This window comes from Actinoplanes sp. NPDC051388 (genome assembly GCF_055586225.1).
The window spans coordinates 17,037-36,506 of record NZ_JBVJIP010000036.1 but is presented as its reverse complement, the minus strand read 5'-3'; the positions used below and the strand labels follow the sequence as shown (position 1 = coordinate 36,506).

General features: G+C 69.9%; 19 protein-coding genes. 5 read left to right on the top strand and 14 right to left on the bottom strand.

Annotation, left to right across the window (positions count from 1 at the left end; genetic code table 11):
- Positions 1–324: 324 nt before the first annotated feature.
- Complete coding sequence (locus tag ACZ6TI_RS47650; RefSeq protein ID WP_465351945.1) at positions 325–1,176, top strand: IS6 family transposase; 852 nt, start codon at positions 325–327, stop codon at positions 1,174–1,176.
- Between the two features lie 84 nt (positions 1,177–1,260).
- Here ACZ6TI_RS47650 and ACZ6TI_RS47645 read toward each other — a convergent pair whose 3' ends face one another.
- The 9 genes from ACZ6TI_RS47645 to ACZ6TI_RS47605 all read right to left on the bottom strand — a co-directional run bounded on the left by ACZ6TI_RS47645 (position 1,261) and on the right by ACZ6TI_RS47605 (position 10,368).
- On the bottom strand, positions 1,261–1,794 hold the full coding sequence (locus ACZ6TI_RS47645) for a cyclophilin-like fold protein (protein ID WP_465351944.1): 534 nt from the start codon (positions 1,792–1,794) through the stop codon (positions 1,261–1,263).
- Positions 1,795–1,839: 45 nt separating this feature from the next.
- Positions 1,840–2,331: a carboxymuconolactone decarboxylase family protein gene (locus ACZ6TI_RS47640; protein ID WP_465351949.1), complete on the bottom strand. Its 492-nt coding sequence runs from the start codon at positions 2,329–2,331 to the stop codon at positions 1,840–1,842.
- The gene (locus ACZ6TI_RS47635) at positions 2,213–2,647 is read right to left on the bottom strand and encodes an alcohol dehydrogenase catalytic domain-containing protein (RefSeq protein WP_465351943.1); all 435 of its coding nucleotides are present in this window, start codon (positions 2,645–2,647) and stop codon (positions 2,213–2,215) included. Before ACZ6TI_RS47635 ends, ACZ6TI_RS47640 begins: the two co-directional genes overlap by 119 nt.
- 105 nt (positions 2,648–2,752) lie before the next feature.
- Positions 2,753–3,745, bottom strand: coding sequence for an XdhC family protein (locus tag ACZ6TI_RS47630; protein ID WP_465351942.1), 993 nt, complete (start codon positions 3,743–3,745; stop codon positions 2,753–2,755).
- Entirely contained in the window at positions 3,745–5,940 is a 2,196-nt protein-coding gene (locus ACZ6TI_RS47625; RefSeq protein WP_465351941.1) for a xanthine dehydrogenase family protein molybdopterin-binding subunit, read from the bottom strand. Before ACZ6TI_RS47625 ends, ACZ6TI_RS47630 begins: the two co-directional genes overlap by 1 nt.
- A complete protein-coding gene (locus ACZ6TI_RS47620; protein WP_465351940.1) occupies positions 5,937–6,917 on the bottom strand; it encodes an FAD binding domain-containing protein in 981 nt (326 codons plus the stop codon). Before ACZ6TI_RS47620 ends, ACZ6TI_RS47625 begins: the two co-directional genes overlap by 4 nt.
- Before the next feature lie 4 nt (positions 6,918–6,921).
- Positions 6,922–7,374: a (2Fe-2S)-binding protein gene (locus tag ACZ6TI_RS47615; protein ID WP_465351948.1), complete on the bottom strand. Its 453-nt coding sequence runs from the start codon at positions 7,372–7,374 to the stop codon at positions 6,922–6,924.
- Positions 7,375–7,650: 276 nt separating this feature from the next.
- A complete protein-coding gene (locus tag ACZ6TI_RS47610; RefSeq protein WP_465351939.1) occupies positions 7,651–8,898 on the bottom strand; it encodes a multidrug effflux MFS transporter in 1,248 nt (415 codons plus the stop codon).
- Positions 8,899–9,078: 180 nt separating this feature from the next.
- Positions 9,079–10,368, bottom strand: coding sequence for an MFS transporter (locus ACZ6TI_RS47605; RefSeq protein WP_465351938.1), 1,290 nt, complete (start codon positions 10,366–10,368; stop codon positions 9,079–9,081).
- Between the two features lie 153 nt (positions 10,369–10,521).
- Here ACZ6TI_RS47605 and ACZ6TI_RS47600 point away from each other — a divergent pair, with 153 nt between their 5' ends.
- Together ACZ6TI_RS47600 and ACZ6TI_RS47595 are read left to right on the top strand one after the other, a co-directional pair.
- The gene (locus ACZ6TI_RS47600; RefSeq protein ID WP_465351937.1) at positions 10,522–11,409 is read left to right on the top strand and encodes a helix-turn-helix transcriptional regulator; all 888 of its coding nucleotides are present in this window, start codon (positions 10,522–10,524) and stop codon (positions 11,407–11,409) included.
- Positions 11,410–11,460: 51 nt separating this feature from the next.
- Positions 11,461–12,132: an SDR family NAD(P)-dependent oxidoreductase gene (locus ACZ6TI_RS47595; RefSeq protein WP_465351936.1), complete on the top strand. Its 672-nt coding sequence runs from the start codon at positions 11,461–11,463 to the stop codon at positions 12,130–12,132.
- A gap of 111 nt (positions 12,133–12,243) precedes the next feature.
- On the opposite strand, the gene ACZ6TI_RS47590 is transcribed toward ACZ6TI_RS47595, so the two are convergent.
- From ACZ6TI_RS47590 to ACZ6TI_RS47575, 4 genes are all read right to left on the bottom strand, one after another.
- The gene (locus ACZ6TI_RS47590; RefSeq protein WP_465351947.1) at positions 12,244–13,023 is read right to left on the bottom strand and encodes an SDR family NAD(P)-dependent oxidoreductase; all 780 of its coding nucleotides are present in this window, start codon (positions 13,021–13,023) and stop codon (positions 12,244–12,246) included.
- A 58-nt stretch (positions 13,024–13,081) separates the two neighbouring features.
- The gene (locus ACZ6TI_RS47585) at positions 13,082–13,921 is read right to left on the bottom strand and encodes an aldo/keto reductase (protein WP_465351946.1); all 840 of its coding nucleotides are present in this window, start codon (positions 13,919–13,921) and stop codon (positions 13,082–13,084) included.
- Positions 13,922–14,035: 114 nt separating this feature from the next.
- Entirely contained in the window at positions 14,036–14,716 is a 681-nt protein-coding gene (locus ACZ6TI_RS47580) for an SDR family NAD(P)-dependent oxidoreductase (protein WP_465351935.1), read from the bottom strand.
- Between the two features lie 53 nt (positions 14,717–14,769).
- Positions 14,770–15,999: an MFS transporter gene (locus ACZ6TI_RS47575; RefSeq protein WP_465351934.1), complete on the bottom strand. Its 1,230-nt coding sequence runs from the start codon at positions 15,997–15,999 to the stop codon at positions 14,770–14,772.
- A 111-nt stretch (positions 16,000–16,110) separates the two neighbouring features.
- Here ACZ6TI_RS47575 and ACZ6TI_RS47570 point away from each other — a divergent pair, with 111 nt between their 5' ends.
- Both ACZ6TI_RS47570 and ACZ6TI_RS47565 read left to right on the top strand, forming a co-directional pair.
- Positions 16,111–16,857 carry an SDR family NAD(P)-dependent oxidoreductase gene (locus ACZ6TI_RS47570; RefSeq protein ID WP_465351933.1) on the top strand — a complete coding sequence of 249 codons (747 nt, stop codon included), beginning with the start codon at positions 16,111–16,113 and terminating at the stop codon, positions 16,855–16,857.
- Between the two features lie 76 nt (positions 16,858–16,933).
- Positions 16,934–17,854: a helix-turn-helix transcriptional regulator gene (locus ACZ6TI_RS47565; protein ID WP_465351932.1), complete on the top strand. Its 921-nt coding sequence runs from the start codon at positions 16,934–16,936 to the stop codon at positions 17,852–17,854.
- A 14-nt stretch (positions 17,855–17,868) separates the two neighbouring features.
- Here ACZ6TI_RS47565 and ACZ6TI_RS47560 read toward each other — a convergent pair whose 3' ends face one another.
- Positions 17,869–19,455, bottom strand: coding sequence for a Na+/H+ antiporter (locus ACZ6TI_RS47560; protein ID WP_465351931.1), 1,587 nt, complete (start codon positions 19,453–19,455; stop codon positions 17,869–17,871).
- Between the last annotated feature and the right edge of the window lie 15 nt (positions 19,456–19,470).

The following is a 19,470-nucleotide window of genomic DNA, read 5'->3' as shown; positions in this document are numbered from 1 at the left end:
AGATCAGCGTCCGGTCGAGCAGCTCATACGGGAGGACTGGATCCATCGTTCCATGATCGAGTTCATTCGGGGCATGCGGACGCCGCTGAGGGGTCCGTTGCGTTCGCCGATCAAAGAGTCCGGGCAGGCTTGATCAGTGAAGCATGCTGCTCGGTAGCGCCCCTGGTCTCCACCTCGCTCGGCGTTCGCCGGGTTCCGGTTCCCGGCTGAAGTGATCATGATGGCGGTGCGCTGGTACCTGCACTACGGACTGTCCTACCGCGACCTGGAAGAGCTGCTCGCCGAACGCGGCATCGAGTCGATCACGTCACCGTCTACCGGTGGGTGCAGCGCTTCACCCCGCTGCTGGCCGACGCCGCCCGGCCCGCCCGGCACTCACCCGGCGCTCGCTGGTTCATCGACGAGACCTACATGAAGGTCAACGGCGTGTGGCGCTACCTCTACCGGGCCATCGACCAACACGGGCCAGATCATCGACGTCCTGCTCACGATTCGCCGGGACGCCCCAGCCGCGCGGCAGTTCTCCTCCGGGCGCTGCGCACCCTGAAGGTGACCCCGAGCGAGGTCGTGACTGACGCCGCACCGGTCTACCCCGCCGTACTCGACGAGCTGGTTCCCTCGGCGTGGCATCACGTCGAGCGGTACGCGAACAACCCGATAGAAGCAGATCACAGTCAGCTCAAGCGCCGGCTGAAACCGAGGCGCGGCCTCCAAACGGATAGGACAACGCAGGTCGTGATCGCCGGGCACGCCTTCGTACAAAATCTGCGCCGCGGCCACTACGAACTCGGAGCCGACGCCCGCCCCACAACACGGATCGCCGCAGCGTTCACCGAACTCGCCCAAGCAAGCCAACCAACGTGTCCCGCCGGCAGAGCGTGCCTGCCGATCCCGCAACGCAACTGTGAGCCATCACGAGCGTCCCGCCGACGCCGGGCTGGCCGCGGCCGCGCTGTTGCTGTCCGCCGCATCGATCGGCTCCGCCGTCCCGGCGGCCGGCTCTCTCGGCGCTCGATCAACCTGATTTGCGAGCAGATCGGCCGCTGGCATGACGCCGAACACGGCGACCCGGCCCGGCACATCAGTCCAATACGGCCCCACGACCTGCGCCACAGCTTTGCCTTCGCGCTCGCCGAGGCGACCGGCAGCGACGCCTACGAACTCGAGCAATCCTGAGTGTCCAGCGCAGCGCGGACTGGCTGCTGTCACCGACCCTGCTCGGCGCCGCACGCCAGAGGTGAGCATCAGCGGATGCCGGCGTCAACCGGCGTGGACGTTGACAGTCGCGGTGACGGCACCGTCCATGCCGGCGATGCGGCCGGCGGCGTCGCCGTCCAGGCGACCGATGATCACGATGCCGGGGTAGTACGACTGATCGCCGTAGTAGAGGACGAAATCGTTGCCGGGTGCGTAGTAGCCGACGTTTCCGACGTCGGGGTCGGCACCGTCTGGCTGGCCGGCCAGCGACAGCGGCGACGGTAGCGGGCCGGTCTTCTCCACCGCGCCGTGATCGGTCATGGTGATGGTCAGCGGCAGCTGGGCGATAAGGTCACGACCGGCGGCACTGTCGAACACCGTGGCCAAAAAGCGCTCGTCGCCGATGGCGATGCTGATCTTCATCTGTTCCTCCTGGCGGGATGCGGCGTCGGTGCCGCTCGGCGAGGGCGTAGCCGGTCCGGTGGCTGATGCGTCTACCCGGGTGTCCTCGGACCGGCCGGGGCCACCGCAGCCGGCAACGGTCAGTCCGGCGATGGTCAACAGCGTTGCGCAGACGGCCGCGCGTGGGGTCGACATGGCATCTCCCTCTGTCGGGTGGGCTGCTGGAAGCCCCGGGCGCGATCAGCGGTTCTGGATGACCTCGTCCAGGATCCGCACGGCGTTGGCGGCGGGCTGAGACCCCACCTCGTGACGCAGCATCTGGACGAGTCCCCGTAGTTGAGCCTCGGTCAGTCCGGTGTTGAGCCCGATGGCGAAGTGGGACCGCAGCTGTGACTCGGTGCCTTTGAGCGTGGCCATCGCGGCGATGGTGGCCACTTCGCGGCTGCGCCATTCGAGGTTGTCGCGGCCGAAGATGTCGCCGAACAGGTGCGTCTTGAGGAACTCATCGATCGCCGGGGCGAAGTCGAACATCGGGCCGTTGACCGGAGCACCGGACAGCTCCGTCTGGTTTCGAGTGCCGAGCTCGAGCATGTCCGTACCATCGGGCAACGGACTAGGCCCCGGGCCGATCTCGTCCTTGACGCCCTTGTCCTCGCGCTGCTCCAGCACGGTCATGAACGTGCTGATGCCGTTGAGGCTGCGGGGGAAGCCAGCGTAAGCGTACATCTGCACCAGCAACCTCCTTGACCTGATTAACCGTCACACCGGCGTCCAAGCCCTGGTTCAGCGCCCAGAACGAGCCGACGACGAACTGACCCGGCTTGAGGGTGCGGACCTCGCTGCCGAACTCCTGGACGATGCCGACGTACTCGTGGCCCATCGATGTCGCTCCGTCGAGCTTTTCGACGCCCCGGTACGGCCACAGGTCGGATCCGCAGACGCAGGCCGCCGACACCTTGATGATCGCGTCGGTGGGCTGCTCGATCCGCGGGTCCGGGCGGTCCTCGACCCGGACGTCGCCGGGGGCGTGCATGACAACACCACGCATGACGGATCTCCTTGCTAATTGTCGGTGCATTCGAAGGAAACCGCATCGGCGCTGCCCGGGGGAGCCTCTGTTGATAGGTGTACCGGCAGGGCACGGCAACCAGGTTTAGACCCGGCCGGATCCGACGCGGGACGCCGGGACGGCGCGAATCGGCCGCTCGGTGTCGCGTAGCGGGCCGCCGGTGCGGCCGTTCCCGGCGGCGACGATCCCGGCCAGGATCGACAATGCGGTCTCGGCCAGTGACGTGCCGCCCAGATCCAGGCCTGCCGGGGCCGCCAGCCGCTCCAGACCGGGCAGGCCGTCGAGGCGGCGCATCCGTTGCCGGTGGGTGGCGCGGCTGCCCAGCGCGGCCACGTGCCCGGCACCACCGGCCAGTGCGGCCCGGATGCCCCGGTCGTCGATGCGCGGGTCGTGACTGAGCACGACCACCGCGCCCGAGGCTCGCAGGCGATGGCCCGTCATCCATTGGTCGGGCCAGGCCAGCACTGTCTCGGCGTCGGCGGGGAACGCGCCGGAGCCGAGGTGCCCGGCGCGTGGGTCTACGATGACGACCTTGCGGTGCAGCGGCTGGGCGAGTAACGCCAGGATGGCGGCCAGGTCGGTGGCGCCGACGAGGATCAGACGCTGCCGCTGCGGCAGTTGTTCGATGAAGGCGTTTGTCGCGTCCAGGTGATCGGTAGTCGCGGCGGTCGACCAGGTGTACGGCGGATGCAGCGCGACCCGTACGGCCAGCGGCTCGTCGCGGGCGAGGGCCGCGGTGATCGTGGTGTGCACCGGGTCCGGTGGGGCGGGGGTGATCAGGACGCGCAGCTGCCCGGCGCAGGCCGGCGCCTCCTCCCAGGGCATCAGGTGCTCGCCGGGTGAGACGAGCTCCTGCCACGGGGCGGCACCGCCCAGCACCGCGGTGGCTGCCTCGAGGACGATGCCTTCGACACAGCCACCGGACAGCGAACCACGCCAGCTGCCGTCGTCCGCGACCGCCATGGTGGCGCCCACCGGCCGGGCGCCCGGACCGTCGCGGCTGACCAGCCGGGCCAGCACCACCGGCTGGCCGGCCCGGCGCTGTGCGTCGACGAAAAACCACACCTCGTGCAGCATTACTGCAGCATTTCCGCGGTGACGGGCAGTTCCCGGATCCGCTTGCCGGTGGCGTGGAAGACCGCGTTGGTGATCGCCGGGGCGACACCGACATGGACCACCTCGCCAAGACCCTTGACGCCCAGCGGGTCGGCCTCGCGGTCCTCGCCGTGCAGGTAGATCGCCCGCAGGTTCGGCACGTCGGCGTTGACCGGCACGAGGTAGTCGGCGAGGTTGGCGTCGGTGATGCGTCCGTCGCGGGTGTCGGTGACGGTGTGTTCCAGCAGGGCCGTGCCGATACCGCCGACCATGCCGCCGATGGCCTGGCTGTCGGCGAGCACCGGGTTCACGATCCGGCCGGCGTCGTAGACCCCGAGCAGCCGGCGGACCCGGACGATGCCCAGGCGCGCGTCGACGGCCACCTCGGCGAAGGTGGCGGCGTAGGCGTAGAACGAGAACCGGGCTTCGCCGGTCGGCAGGGTGAACGAGCCGTCGGCCTCCAGGTGGTCACGTCCGGCCCGGTCGAGCAACCGGCGGTACGTCTCACCGCGCGCGGGCCGGTCGCGCATTGACAGCCGGCCGTTACGGACGACGACGGTGGCGGGGTCGGCGCCGTACAGCGGTGACTGCGGGTCCTGGACGGCGAGGGTGATCGCCTGCAGGCGTACCTTGTCGCAGGCGTCCTGGACGGCAGAGCCGACACTGGCCATGGTCATCGACCCGCCGTGCGGCGGGGTCGCCGGCATCAGCGAGTCACCCAGCCGGAAAGTCACCCGGCCCATGTCCACGCCGAGCGCGTCGGCGGCGACCTGGGTCATGGACGTGTAGGTGCCTGGGCCCATGTCACTGGTCGCGGATTCCACCACCGCGGTGCCGTCGGCGGACAGCCGCGCCCGGCTCTGCGCCGGGGCACGAGCGGTGTCGTAGACACCGGCGGCCATTCCGGTGCCGATCAGCCAGTCGCCCTCGCGGGTCGATCGCGGCGCGCGTGGGCGGGTTCGCCAGCCGAATTCGCGTGCGCCGGTTTGCAGGCACTCGCGTAGCCGGCGGGTCGAGAACGGCAGTCCGGTCGACTCGTCCTGGCTCGGTTCGTTGCGGTGGCGCAGCTCGACCGGGTCGACGCCGACGCGGTAGGACAGCTCGTCCATGGCCGATTCGATGACGTGGACCGCAGTGGCGTAACCGGGCCCGCGCATCCAGATGGGCGTGTTGACGTCCAGGGGCACGGAGGCGTAGTGCTGGGTGACGTGCGGCAGGCTGTACATCATCTGCCCGGCGGGCAGGATGCCTTCGCTGAAGTTCTCGTAGCGGGACGTCTCGGCGCGGATGTCGTGGTTCATCGCCTGCAACCGGCCGCGGCGGTCCGCACCGACTTGCAGCCGGTATTCGTATGAGGGCCGAAACCCGGTGCCGAAGTACATCTGCCGGCGGGTCAGGACCAGCTTCACCGGCCGGCCTAGCTGCCGGGCGGTGAGAGCGGCCACCGTGACGTGCGGCCAGGCCCGCAGGCCACTGCCGAACGCGCCGCCGACGAACGGTGAGAGCACCCGTACCGAGGCCAGCGGGAGACCGAACACCGCGGCGAGCTCGGTGGCGGTTCCGGCACCGACCCACTGGGTCTTGTCCCAGAGGGTGAGCTGGTCGTCCTGCCAGCGGGCGATGGTGGCGTGCGGTTCCATCGGGTTGTGGTGATTGCGGGCGGTCCGGTACGTGACGTCCAGGCGCACCGGTGCGGCGGGCAGCGCCTGACCGGTGTCACCGCGGGCATACGCGGTGGGCTCGTTGGCCGGTGCGCCGGACAGGTCGAACGACGGTGTCTCGGCGGCGTAGCTGACCCGCACGAGGCTCGCGGCGTGCTGGGCCTGTTGCAAGGTGGTGGCGACGACGACGGCCACAGGCTGGCCGAAGAAATGCACCTGGTCGTCCTGGAAGACGCGCAGCCGCTGCCCGGGCGGGTTGTTCGATCCGGTGTTCTCCCGGTACGGCAGCCGCGGCGCGTTGAGGTGGCTGATGACCGCCCGTACGCCCGGTTGTGCGGCCGCGGCGGTGGTGTCGATGCCGGTGATGCGGCCACGGCCGATGGTGGCGTCCACCATGACGGCATGCAGGACGTCGTCGATGAGGTGGTCGGCGGCGTAGCGGGCCGCTCCGGTCACTTTCAGGCGGCCGTCGACGCGTCGTTTGTCGGCGCCGACAGCGGTACGGGGCTGAGTCATCGGGTCCCTCCCACGATCCGCAGCTGACGTTCGACGGTGCGCCGCAACAGCTCCACCTTGAAAGCGTTGTGCCGCAACGGCTGCGCGCCATCGGCGGCATGGCCGGCCGCGCGGGCCCAGAGGGCGGCGGAGGGTCGCTGCCCGACGAGGCGGCGTTCGACCGCGGTCAACTTCCACGGCACGGTGCCCACTCCCCCGGCGGCGACCTTCGCCGCACGGATGACCCCATGGGAGACATGCAACGCCACTGCGGCGGAGGTGAGCGCGAACTCGTACGACTGCCGGTCACGGACCTTCAAGTAGCCCGACGCCAGCGGCCGCGGATGCGGCGGGATGTCGACAGCGGTGACCAGCTCGCCCGGGAGCAGGTCGTGTTCCCGCTCGGGGGTGCTGCCGGGCCGGAGGATGAATTCACCGATCGGGACCTGGCGCACCCCGGCCGGACCGAGCAGGTGGACGACGGCGTCCAGGGCGGTCAGGGCGACGGCCAGGTCCGACGGGTGGGTGGCCACGCACGCCGGCGACGTGCCGAGGATCGCGTGGCTGCGGTTCCAGCCCTCGCGGGCCGCGCAGCCGGAGCCGGGCGCACGCTTGTTGCACGCCGCGGACACGTCGCGAAAGTAGGTGCAGCGGGTGCGTTGCAGGATGTTGCCGCCGAGGCTGGCCATGTTGCGCAGCTGCGGTGACGCGCTGAGCTCCAAGGCCTGCGACACCACAGGGAACGCGGTGCGCACGAGGGGATGCCGGGCGGCGTCGGCCATGCGCACCAGAGCACCCAGGCGCAGCCCGCCGCCGCCGGTCGCGGCGATGGTGCGCAACGGCAGCGCCTCGATGTCGACGACCTCGCTCGGCCGCTCGACGGTTTCACGCATCAGGTCGACCAGTGTGGTGCCGCCGGCGATGTAGCGGCCACCACGGGCGCCGGCTGCCAGCGCGGCCCGGGTGTCATCGGCCTTGGTATAGGTGAAGGCGAACACCGGTTCACCGCTTCCCGGCGGCTTGCTCGACCGCCTTGACGATTTTGGGGTAACAACCACACCGGCAGATGTTGCCGCTCATCCATTCGCGGATCTCCGCCGGCGAGCCGGTGTGGCCTTCCCGGACGCAGGCGGTGCCGGACACGATCTGGCCCGGCGTGCAGAACCCGCACTGGAACGCGTCCTGCTCGACGAACGCCTCCTGCAACGGCGTCAGGTCATCGCCGTCGGCGAGACCCTCGATCGTGGTCACCTCGGCACCGTCCATCCGCACGGCGAGCGTGAGGCAGCTGTTCACCCGGCGGCCGTCGACCAGCACCGTGCACGCCCCGCACGCGCCCTGGTCACAGCCCTTCTTGGTGCCGGTCAGGTCCAGGTCCTCGCGCAGCAAGTCGAGCAATGAGGTGCGGGTGTCGACGGTGGCCCGGTGGCGTCGGCCGTTCACCTCCAGAGACACCGGCCGCGAGGGGACGCCCGCGGCCGGCGCGGCGTCGGCCGGCGCGTCGGTCAGCAGGCCGCCGGCCGCTGTGGCACCGCCGACGGCGGTCGTCGTGGCGATGAACGTGCGCCGCGACAGCGGTGTCGCCGAGATGTCATTGGACACGATGCCTCCTTGGCGGATTCGAATATGAGGTCGGTTTCGAGCAAAGCAGGATTCCGATCCGGCAGGGATACTCTGTCGGTACACCCCACGAAGGGCTGCTCTTTCGCTCGCTTTTCGCATTGATACGCATCAGCGTGGAGCGATTTCCGGCTCTGTCCCGCCGCGGGCCGGCACGAGCAACCCGACCATGGACAGGACAGCACCGCCGACCATGATCAATGCCATCGGCACCGCGGTGTGCTCACCACCGAGACCGGCGATCGGGGCGATCGTCCCGGCCGCCACCCACTGCACGAACCCGAGCACCGCCGACCCGGTGCCGGGGTGCTCCGGCACCTCGGCCGAGGCCAGTGCGCCACCGTTAGCGATCATCAGACCCTGTGCGGTCATCAGCACGAAGAAACAGCCGACCGCGAGCAGCAGCGGCGTGCCGAACCACACCGCGCCGGCGAGCATCACCACGCCGGCCGCGAGCGCGGCCACCTGCCCGACCAGGATCACCTTGCGGGTGGCGACCCGGCCGGCCAGCCGGGCGGCGACCAGCGCGGCCACGGTCATCCCGGCCGCGTTGGCCGCGAAGTCCGCCGAATAGGCGATCGGGGACATCCCGTTCATCGACTGCAGCACGAACGCCGACGTGGCGACGTAGGCGAACAACGCCGCCATGGCCGAACCGGTGACCAGCAGATAGCCGACGTAGCGACGGTTCGCGAGCACCTGACGCCCGGCGACCGCGAAGGCCCGCAGACCGCCGCTGTGCCGCTGGTCCGGCGGCAGCGACTCCGGGACGGCGACCAGCACCGCGACCAGCATCGCCACGCCCAGCGCCGCGACAGTCCAGAACGACACCCGCCAGTGCGACAACTGCAGGATGACCGCACCGAGCAGCGGCCCGGCGATCGGCGCGACACCACCCACGCCGGCGACCACGTTCAGCACCCGCACCAGGCGCGCGCCGGTGGCCAGGTCCACGATGATCGCCCGGCCGATCACCATCGCCCACCCGCCGGTGAAGCCCTGAACCAGCCGCGCCACCATCATGACGCCGATCGACGGGGTGAGCGCACACACGATCGAGGCGACCGTCATCAGCGCCAGCGCGGCCAGCAGCGGCCGACGCCGGCCGCGTTGATCGGACACCGGACCGCCGATCAACTGTCCCAGGGCCATGCCGACGAAGAAGGTGGTCAGCGTCAGCTGCACCTGCGTCGCCGACGCCGACAGGTCACCAGCGACCCGCGGGAACGCCGGCACGTACATGTCGGTCGCCAGCGGCGCGATAGCGGTCAGGAAGACCACCGTGGCGATCAGCCCGGAGGTCAGCGCGACCTCGCGACGGGCGACGGGCGACGCTGGGTTGGACGTCAGGAGAGGCACGCGACAAGCACACCCGCAGGCGGGGCCCGTGAGGAAGTCACCGCCGATGGATGCACCAGCAGTACATCCCTGAGGCGCGGATGGGCGGACCTCCCGGGACGGCCTGTATTCCAGGCCGGTGCGACGTTCGCTCGGCGCGGCACTGCCCCGCTTCGCGGAGCTGCGCCTTGGCAGTGGATGTCATTGCGGCCGCGGTGCGGTGGGCTCCGCAGCAGGCGGCTCCGACGGTACGGGCTGGGCCAGGAGCAGAACGACGAGGACCCCGATGACGACGAGGACGGCATAGCCTGCGGCGATCTGCACCAGGCTGAACGTGGTGGTGAGGCGACCGGCGATCAGGCTCGGGACGGCGGCGCTGCTGTAGTTGAGCAGGAACACTGTCGCCAGCAGACCGGCGCGGTCGCCCGGACCCGCGCCGGCCAGCAGGCTACGCATGCCGCCGGTCTGGGCGAAGCCCTGCGTGACACCCGCGAGCAGACTCACGGCCAGGAACGGCCCGATCGCCGCCGCGCCGAGGGTGACCAAGATTCCGGCTACACACAACGCGTAGGCGAGGGCACCGAGGCGCATGGCACGGTCCGGGCGCAACCGTGCGGTCAGCGGGCCACCGAGCGGGGCGAGCACGGTGAACGAACCGAACACCGCACCGGCTGTCAGCGACGCCTGGGAACGGAGTTGCTGCAGGGCGATGGAGGGTCCGAAGGCCTGGTAGAAGCCGCCGAGGGACCAGGTGGCCAGGATCAGCCCGGCCATGGCCAGCAGCGGCCGGCCGGCGCCGGCCGGGACGTGCACCCGGGGACGTAGCGAACCGGCCGCTCGCCGCAGCGTGGTGCGGGCGACGGTTTCCGGGCTCACCACGATCAGGACTACGGCGGCCAGCAACAGAGCGAGCACCAGGGAGTAGGTCAGATGCCGGGGAGCCGGCGCCTGGTCTACGAGCGCGCCGGACAGCAAGGCGCCCAACGGGATTCCGAGCATCGGGGCGGCGCTGGTGACTGCGGCCGGTAGCCAGCGCGGGCGTTCGGGGGCGGAGTCGACGACGAACGCGCCCAGCGCGCTGGAGGCCAGCCCGGTGGCCAGGCCTTGCAGTGCCCGGCCGGTGGCGAGCGGGGCGAGCCCGTCGACGCCGAGCAGGATGACCAGCCCCAGCGCCGAACTGGCCAGCGCACCGGCACCGACCAGGCGCCGCCCGAGATGGTCCGACAGCCGGCCAAAGACGAGAAGCGAGACGGCCGCCGCCGCCAGGTAGACCGCGGTGACCACGGACAGATCTGCGTTCGTCAGCCCGTCGTGGGCTCGATAGAGGTTATACAGCGGTATCGGCGTACCCGCGGAGACGAAGATCAAGACGAACGAGGCGGACGCGACGACGAACCCGGTGGTACGCGACAGCCGACACGCCGGGGTGGGAGAAGCGATGGCGGTGGACGTGGCTTGTCCCTTCTCCAGTGACGGGTGCTGACCGCGCACGACAGGCGCCGATGCCCAGCCGATCGCCGGCACTGTGCCGGGAGATGCCCACTGAACGAGCACATACGCTCGCCGGGCGCCGAGGAAGTCCCTGATGATGGGTGTACTGGCAGGGCATCCCAGCACGACCGGGCTCGTCGTACCGTCGAGGGCATGGACAACCGAGCCGAGGTCCGCGAGTTCCTCACCACCCGCCGCGCGAAGATCAGCCCCGAGCAGGCCGGCCTGCCGTCCTCCGGGCAGCGCCGGGTGCCCGGGCTGCGCCGCAGCGAGGTCGCCGCCCTGGCCGGAATGAGCGTCGAGTACTACGCCAAACTCGAACGCGGCACCCTCGCCGGGGTCTCCCCCGGCGTCCTCGACGCGATCGCCCGCGCCCTGCGGCTCGATGACGCCGAACGCGCCCACCTGATGCGACTGGCCCATGAGGCCGACGGCAGTAACGCCGTCCTGCGCCCGACCCGCCCGCCCAAGCAGTGGCAGATCCGGCCCAGCCTGCAATGGTCGCTGGACACCATCACCGCCGGCCCGGCCATCGTCGTCAACAACCGCCAGGACCTGCTCGCCGCCAACCACCTCGGCCGGGCCATGTACAGCGACGTCTACGCCGATCCGACCCGGCCACCGAACTTCGGCCGGTTCACGTTCCTCGACAGCGCCGCCCGCCGCTTCTACCCCAAGTTCGACCTCGCCGCCGACATGACCGTCGCGAACCTGCGCACCGCCGCAGGCAAGGACCCCCACGACAAGGGTCTGCACGACCTCGTCGGTGAGCTGTCCACCCGCAGCGACGACTTCCGCCGCCGATGGGGCGCCCACAACGTCCGCACCCACGGCACCGGCGTCAAAACCTTCCACCACCACGCCGTCGGCGACCTCGAACTCGCCTACGAAAGCATGGACCTACGTGCCGAGCCCGACCTCACCATGACCCTGTACGCCGCAGAACCCGCCTCCCCCACCGAGGACGCCCTGCGCCTGCTCGCCTCCTGGGCCGCCACCAACCAGACCCACACCGCCGACGGCCGGCTCACCACCCGCTGACCTGCGATGCCCGCGACCGCTCGGCAGCGGCCCTTAGTCTGAAGGAGCACCATGACCACGATCGCCATCATCGGCGCCGGCCGAGGTCTGGGCGCCGCCGTCGCCCGCACGTTCGGAGCCGAGAGCTTCGCTGTCGCCCTCGTCTCGCGCAACCAGCAGAACGTCGACGAACTCGCCGCAGAGCTGACCGGCGCCGGTGTCACCGCTCGCGGGTATGCCGCTGACGTCCGCGACCCGAAGTCCCTGACCGCCGCCCTGGACCGGGCCGCGCAGGACCTCGGAACGATCGAAATCCTCGAATACAGCCCGCTGCCGCAGAAACAATTCCTGCGCCCGGTCCTGGAAACCACCACGGACGACCTGGCCGCCGCCATGGAGTTCTCCGTTTACGGCCCGGTCACCGCGGTCGGGCAGGTGCTGCCCGGCATGCTGGCCCTCGGCCGGGGATCGATCTTATTCGTCAACGGCGGCTCCGGCGCACGCCCCAACCCTAAGGTCGCCGGCACCTCGATCGCCTTCGCCGGCGAGGCCGCGTACGCCCGGATGCTGCACGACACCCTCGGACGTGAGGGTATCCAGGTCGGGCAGCTGATCATCCCCGGCGCGATCCGGCCCGGGCATCCCACGCATGACCCGGACGTCCTCGCCGGCCGGCTCTGGCACCTGCACACCCATCCGGCCGAGTTCCGGGTCTTCGCCGACGAGATGCCCCCGCCCACCTGATTCCGCACGTCGACTACCCGGCCGGTGACCGGCGCGCCGCCCGCTTCGCCAAGACCCCCGACCGCCGCGCCCGGCCACCGGCCGCGGGTCGTTGCGCCGGGGGACGCTTCATCAGTCGATGAGGGTGCCTCCGTCGACGACGACGACGCTGCCGGTCATGTAGCTTGCGGCGTCACTGGCGAGGAAGAGTGCGACCTTCGCGATGTCGTCGGGCTCGCCGAGCCGGCGCATCGCGATGTGACTGGTGACCTGATTGATGTTCTCGGTTGACGAGTCGTCCATGGCGTCGACGCCGGGGGTGCGGATCAGTCCGGGCGCGATGCCGTTCACGCGGATGTTGAACTTGGCGAGGTTGAGTGCGAGTGATTTCGTGAGCATGACGACACCGCCCTTGGAGGCGTCGTAGGTCTCGAAGTCGATGTTCGGCTTGTACCCGCCGATGGAGGCCAGGTTGATGATCGTGCCGGGTCGCTGCTGAGCACGTAGGGCGCGTACGAAGGACTGGCTCTGGAACATCAAGCCTTTCATGTTGATGTCGATCATGCGGTCCCAATGCGCTTCGGTCAGGTCGAGCAGCGGTACGTAGGTGTACACGCCGGCGTTGTTGACCAATGTGTCGACGCGCCCGAACCGCTGCTCGGTGAAGCGCACGAGGTTGTCGCTGTCGGCGATCGAGGCCGCGTCGGCGCGGAAGGCCACGGCCGTGCCACCGTCGGCCTGGATCGCGTCGACGGTCCGGGCCGCTGCCTGCTCGTTGATGTCGGCCACGACGACGGAGGCGCCGGCGCCGGCGAGGCGCGAGGCTATGCTGGCGCCGATGCCGTTCGCGCCTCCGGTGATGATCGCGACCTGTCCTGATAGGTCGAAAATTTGTGCAGTCGCCTTGTTCATGGGTGTCTCCGGGTGCTTGTCAGGATGGCCTATGTCGAAGCTGGCGCAGGGCGCATTTTCAGACGGCGGTGAAGAACTTCGCATCGACAATGGCAGGGTCAGGGCCACCGCGTTCACCGGTGTCGAGGCTGTCGATCGCGGTCATGTCGTCGGTGCTGAGGACGAAGTCGAACACGTCGAAGTTCTCCTCGATCCGCTCCGGGCGTACGGATTTGGGGATTGCCGAGAGGCCGTTCTGCAGGTGCCAGCGCAGAACTACCTGCGCGGTGGTCTTGCCGTGGCGTTTGCCGATCTCCCGTAGCACCGGGTTGTTGAGAGGTCGCTGGTCCTCCGGCACTGGTGCCCAGTTCACGCGGATTCCCCCGATCGGAGACCATGCCTGGGTGGTGATGCCGTGCTGGGCGTTCTTCGCGCGCATGCCGGGTTGGGCGAAGGAGGGGTACAGCTCGATTTGGTTGACCGCGGGAACCGTGTCCACCTGGGCCAGGAGCGCGTCGAGATGCTCGGGCTTGAAGTTGGACACCCCGATGGCTCGTACGCGCCCGTCGGCGAGCAGTTGCTCGGCCGCCCGGTACGACGCGACGGTGTTCGCCCAGTCAGTGGGGTTGGGAAAGTGCAGCAGATAGAGGTCGACGATGTCGAGGCCGAGGTTGCGGCTGCTCGCGTCGAAGGCACGTAGCGCGGGGTCGTAACCCCAGTCGTCGAGCCACAGTTTGGTGGTGACGAACACGTCGTCGCGGGCGATGCCAGCGGCCTTGATGCCGTCGCCGACCTGCTGTTCGTTCTGGTAGAACACTGCGGTGTCGATCAGACGGTAGCCGGTGTTCAGGGCGATCGTCACGGCGCGGGTGGCATCCTCGCCCGCGGCGTCGAGAACGCCGAGTCCGAGGGCGGGCATCGCGACACCGTTGTTCAGAGTGATGGTCGGGCTGGTTGCCGTCATAGCGGTCTCCTTCATGCCTGTTGATCCCGCTGTATCGACGATGAGCGGTGTTCGAGGAGCATCGGCCGCTTATTGGCCGTCGAAGACGGTTTCGGCATTCCAGTGGGCGGGGGGCTGGGTGTGCAGGTTCCAATAGGTGTCGGCGATGATGTCGGGGTCCAGTGCGGTGCCGGGGGTGATGCCGCCGGCGATGGTGATGCCGGCAGCGTGCACGCCATCGTCCTTCAGTTCGTCGTGCATCAGGGTCAGCGCTGCGCGTAGTCCCGCTTTGCCGAGCGACAGGCTGGCGTAGGGCGGCTGGGGACTGACTCCGACGTATCCGCCGGTTACCAGAAACGTCCCGGAACCGGCTTGGCGCATGGCCGGGGTGAACACCTGGGCGGTGGTGACGGCACCCAGCACGTTGACGGCGTAGGTCTTCTGCAGGTAGTCCGTGTCGGCGGCGAGGATGGTGTCGGCGGCGATGACCGCGGCGTTGTAGACGACGACATCAAACGTGGTGGTCTCGGCCAGGCCTTGGAGAACCTTGCGGAAGGTGTGCGGGTCGGCGGCGTCGGCGGTGAGAGTGTCCACGGTGACGCCTGTGCTGCGCAGCTCGCTGGCGAGGCTGGCGAGGTTCTCTTCGCTGCGGGCGGCGAGCGTGACCGCGAAGGCTTCGCGTCCGAAGCGGCGAGCGATGGCCGCGCCGAGGCCGGGCCCGGCGCCGATGACGAGCACGTGCTTGGGTTCGATGGGAGTGGTTGTGGTCATGGTGGTTTCCTTCTCGGCGGTTGCGGGTGCGGTTGGCGGGAGCGGGGGGTGGATCAGGACACTGTGGTGGGCTGGGCCAGGGGGCCGCGCCGGCCGATGGCCCACACCGCCAGTCCGACGGCGCACAGCGCGATTTCGGTCAGGGTGACCGCCCGCCAGCCGCCGGCGGACCACAGCGGGCTGATGACGGCCGAGCCGATGGCACCGGCGATGAAGTTGACGAAGACCACGGCGGTGTTGACCCTGCTGCGGGCGTCGGGGGCCAGGGCGAACAGCCGGGTGGAGATCAGCACGTTCAGCGGGAAGATCGCGACGTGCAGCAGCACGATGCCGATGCCGAGGATCAGCACGGAGTGCTGAGCGAGGGCGATCAGGACGAACGAGGCCAGTGCCAGGGCCCAGCCGGCCCCGGTGGCGTGAGTGGACCAGCCGCGGTCGTGCAGCAGGCCGGTGCGTTGCGCGGCGGCCGCGCCGACAAGTCCGAGCAGCCCGAACAGGCCGATGACGCTGACCGGGTAGGCGAACGGCGGGGCGCCGAGCAGGAAGGTCAGCGACGTCCAGAACATCATGAACACGCCGAACTGCAGTGCGCTGAGCATGAGGCTCCAGCGGGCCAGCTGGTGCCGGCGGACCACGGTGGCGACCGAGGCGAGCAGGGCGGGGTAGCGCAGGCTGGTGCGCGACGGCAGCGTCGGGATGCTGCGGTACGCCAGGATGGCGAGGACCAGCGCGGCGAGCGCGGCGACGACGAAGATGGCACGCCAGCCAGCGGCCTGGGCGACCAGCCCACTGAGGGTCCGCGAGACGAGGGTGCCGGTAAGGAAGCCGGCCATGACGGTGCTGACCACGCGTCCGCGGGTGGCGTTGTCGGCGAGGTCACCCGCGAGGGGGACGGCGATCTGCCCGGCGACGGTGGTCAGCCCGAGCAGGATGATCGCGCCCAGCAGGATGCCGAAGGTCGGGGCGGCGGCACAGGCGAGCAGCGCGACGGCGGAGCTGATCAGCAGCGCCGGGATCAGCCGGCGGCGGTTGAGCAGGTCGCCGAGCGGAACGAGCAGCAGGATGCCGACGGCGTAGCCGAGCTGGGTGGCGGTCACCAGCGACCCCGCCGTCCCGGTGGAGACGTGCAGGTCATCGGCGATGATGTGCAGCAGCGGCTGGGCCCAGTAGAGGTTACCGACGGCGACCCCGCCCAGCACAGCGAGCAGGAGCGTCAGCCCGCGGCCGATCACGGGGTGCGCCGCTGCCGGCGGCGCGGTCAGGGGCAGGGATTTGGACCTCATGCATTCAGCTAAGCCGCGAAACAGCGGCCGTGGCAGGACCGGCTGAGGCAGGCACTGGCAGGTCCTGTCTCGGGCCCGGGGCCGACCTACCGTGGCATTCATGAACGGGCGATGCGGGAAGGCGGTGCGGTGATGAGCCGGATCTTGGTGACGGGTTCAGCGGACGGTCTGGGACGTGCCGCGGCGGTAACGCTGATGTCTGCGGGCCACGACGTGGTGCTGCACGCCCGCAGCCCGAAGCGGGCAGCCGACCTCGGTGCGTTGCTCGACCGGGCGGCGCTCACCGTGGTGGGCGACTTCACCGACTGTGGCGCCGTGCGGCGCATCGCCAGCGAGCTGAACGAAGGCGAGCCGCTCGACGCGGTGATCCACAACGCCGGGGTGTGGAGCGGCCGGGCGGTGATGCCGGTCAACATCATCGCGCCGTACCTGCTGACCGCCCTGGTCCGGGGCCCGCGCCGGTTGGTGTATCTGAGCAGCGGCTCGCATTTCGGGGGAAGCCCGGTTGTCGACGGTGTCGATTGGCGCGGTGAGCGCCCCGGCTCGTACGAGGACAGCAAGTTGTTCGTCACCACGCTCGCGGCGGCAATGGCCCGCCTGCGCCCCGAAGTGATCAGCAACGCCGTGGATCCGGGCTGGGTGCCGACCAGGATGGGCGGACCGGGTGCGCCGGACGATCTCGAGCTCGGCCACCGCACGCAGGAGTGGCTGGTGACCACCGACGACCCTGCCGCTCTCACCAGCGGCGGGTATTGGTACCACCGCGAGCGGCGGAAGCCACACCACGCTGTGCACGACGAGGCGTTCCAAGACCGCCTGCTACAGGCCCTGGCGAAGGAGACCGGCACCGCGCTGTGAGCAGTGGCAGGTCCGGGGTGAGCCATGCCCTGGCAGGTCCTCCCGCATCCGGTGCGACCGGCCTACCGTTGAGCGTATGGACCAGCGACGTCAGATCCAGGATTTCCTGTCCTCGCGGCGAGCGCGAATCACCCCGCCACAGGCCGGACTGACGGTGCCGCAGCACGGCCGGCGGGTTCCCGGCCTGCGGCGCGAGGAAGTCGCCACCCTCGCCGGGCTCAGCGTCGACTACTACAACCGGCTCGAGCGCGGCAACCTCGCCGCGGCCTCCGAAAGCGTCCTGGACGCCATCGCCCGCGCCTTGCAACTCGACGAGACGGAACGCGAACACCTGTACCATCTGGCCCGGGCCGCGCAACCTTCGTCGCGTGCCCGGCCCCGCCGTACCGCGACGTCTGTCGCCCCCGGGGTACAGGCGGTGCTGGACGTCATCGTCGGCGCACCCGCTCTGGTGCGCAGCCCCGTGCTCGACCTAATCGCCACCAACCACCTCGGCCGGGCACTGTATGCGCCGATGCTGCAGGACAGCAGGCGCCCGCCCAACTTCGCCCGGTTCACCTTCCTCGACCCTCAGGCCCGCGACTTCTGGAGCGACTGGCCGAAGGTCGCCGACGACGCGGTCGCCCACCTGCAAGCAGCAGCCGGAATCGCCCCGCACGACCGGGCGCTCACGGAACTGGTCGGGGAACTGTCAACCCGCAGCGAGGAATTCCGGACCCTGTGGGCCCGGCGTGATGTCCGCGCCCACCACCGCGGGGCCAAAGCCTTCCAGCACCCCGTCGTCGGGCGACTCGATCTGGCCTTCGAAGTCATGCTCCTGCCCGCCGACCCGGGTCTGACCCTGCTGGTCTACACCGCGCAGGCCGGCACGCCGTCGCACGACAACCTGGCTCTGCTCAATGCCTGGTCTGCCACACCGGCCGAGAATGCCGGCTTGCACACCCCGCCCCCGGCGGTAGGTCAGCGGCCGGGCGCCAGCGACGCCAACACCGTCTGACCAGCCCAGCACCATCATCCCCATGCGGTTGGCCCCGTGAGGCGAGTGTCTTCAAGGTCCAGCTGAGCTTGCAGCCCGCGCAGGACGGTGTCGTCGATGCCCCCCTCGTCGCGCAGCCGCACCACGGTTTCCCGCTTGTGAGCAATGACGGCGGAGCGCAGGGTGGTGTCCTGCTGCTTGGTGCGCAGCGCGGGCTGATCACCGGAGTCATCCTCACCGGCTTGCAGGACGGCGAGGTGTTTCTCGTACTCGCGGCGCAGCCGCTCGGTGATCGCAGGCTCGATGTGCCGCTCGGCGGCGAGCTGCGGCAGGGCCGCGAGGGCCTCCTGGGTGGCGAGCGTTTCGGCCAGCTGCCGTTCCTGGTCGACGCCGGTGTCGGGCGGCAGGTTCGCCCAGCGGACCACGGCCGGCAGAATCAACGCCGGCACCACCAGGGTTGTCACGATGACACCGGTCGTGACGAAGATGATCAAATCCCGGGCCGGGAACGGCTGCCTTGAGCTCAGCGCGGCCGGTACGGCGAGCGCTGCCGCCAGCGACACGGCGCCACGGAACCCGGCGAGGCCGCTGACCACCCGCGCGCGGGCGCCGACCCGGCGTTCACGCTGCTGCGCGCGGCGGTCGAGGACCCGGAGCACGTATGGGGCGGTGAACAACCACAGGAACCGGGTCCCCAGGACCGCGGCGGACACGACGGCGACCGTAGTCAGGCCCTGGATCAGGGCGACGCTGGTCAGCCCGCGTACCGCGGCCTGTACCTGCAGGCCGACCAGCACGAACAAGGAGCCGTTGAGCAGGTAGGTGGCCAGGGTGAGAAACGAGGTGGTCTGCTGCCGGGTCGCGGCAACGCCGACCCGCGGCCCGGCCTGGCTCATGATCAGCCCGCACACCACGACCGCGAGGACTCCGGAGGCGTGGACGGCCTCGGCGATCAGATATGCGGTGAACGGCAGGAGCAGAATAGTGACGCTTTCCTGGATCGGGTCGTCGAGGCGCCGCCGGGCCTGCACGCCGAGCCAAGCCACCAGGATTCCGGCGAGCGCGCCGCCGCCGTACGCCAGCAGCAGTAACCCGCCGACGTGCGGCACAGTCAGGTGTTGTTCGCCGGCGGTGATGCCGACGGCGAGTCCGTAAATCACCAGCGCGGTGCCGTCGTTGACAAGACTCTCGGCGCGCAGCAGGGTGACGTTGCGCCGCGGCAGCGATCGGGCCAGCACCGCGACCGCGGTGGCATCCGTCGGGGCGACCGCCGCCCCGAGCACCCATGCCGGCCCCCAGGGCAACCCGATCGCGTGGGCGGCAACAGCGACGACGGCTGCCGTGGCGACCACCAGGACGGTGCTGTTGAGCACCACGACGCGCAGGTTGCTGCGGATCTCGCGCAGCGAGGTGGTCAGGCTCTCCCAATAGAGCAAAATCGGCAGGAACAGCAGCAGCACCATTTCAGGAGGCAGTTGCACGCCGCGTAGCGCGGGAACGAAACCCAGCAGCACCCCGCAGACCAGCAGCAGTACCGGCGGCGCAACCCGTAACCGCGCGCCTAGGACACCACAGGCGAGCAGCACCGCAACCAGAACCACCACCAGCACCAAGCCCAGCACGCGGTGCCTCCTCCC